Genomic DNA, 336 nt, shown 5'->3' on the forward strand with positions numbered 1-336 from the left:
CGCTGGAGCGCTATCGGGTGCAGGGCGGCGCCATCCGCGTTACGGGCCAGGGCATGGATGCCAGCACGGCGAACTACACGGATCTGATCGCCCGCTCCGTGGAAGCCAACGCCGGGATCTGGGCGCGGCAGCTCCGGATCGCCACCGGAGGCAATGATGTCAGCGCCGACCAGGTGGAGGTGCGCAAGATCGCCGCCAGTGGCGATGCGCCAGCTTTTGCGCTGGATGTCGGCGCGCTCGGCGGCATGTACAGCCAGAAGATCGTCCTGGTGGGAACCGAGCATGGCGTCGGGGTGCGCAACGCCGGTACGATGGGCGCTCAGGCCGGCCAACTGT

General features: G+C 68.5%; 1 protein-coding gene. It reads left to right on the top strand.

What is annotated here, in order from left to right:
• A partial coding sequence (locus tag RCF13_RS02760) for a hypothetical protein (protein WP_308140817.1) occupies window positions 1-336 on the top strand: 336 nt, incomplete at both ends.

It is taken from the genome of Stenotrophomonas maltophilia group sp. RNC7, from assembly GCF_030910085.1.
In the GTDB taxonomy this organism is placed as follows: domain Bacteria; phylum Pseudomonadota; class Gammaproteobacteria; order Xanthomonadales; family Xanthomonadaceae; genus Stenotrophomonas; species Stenotrophomonas sepilia.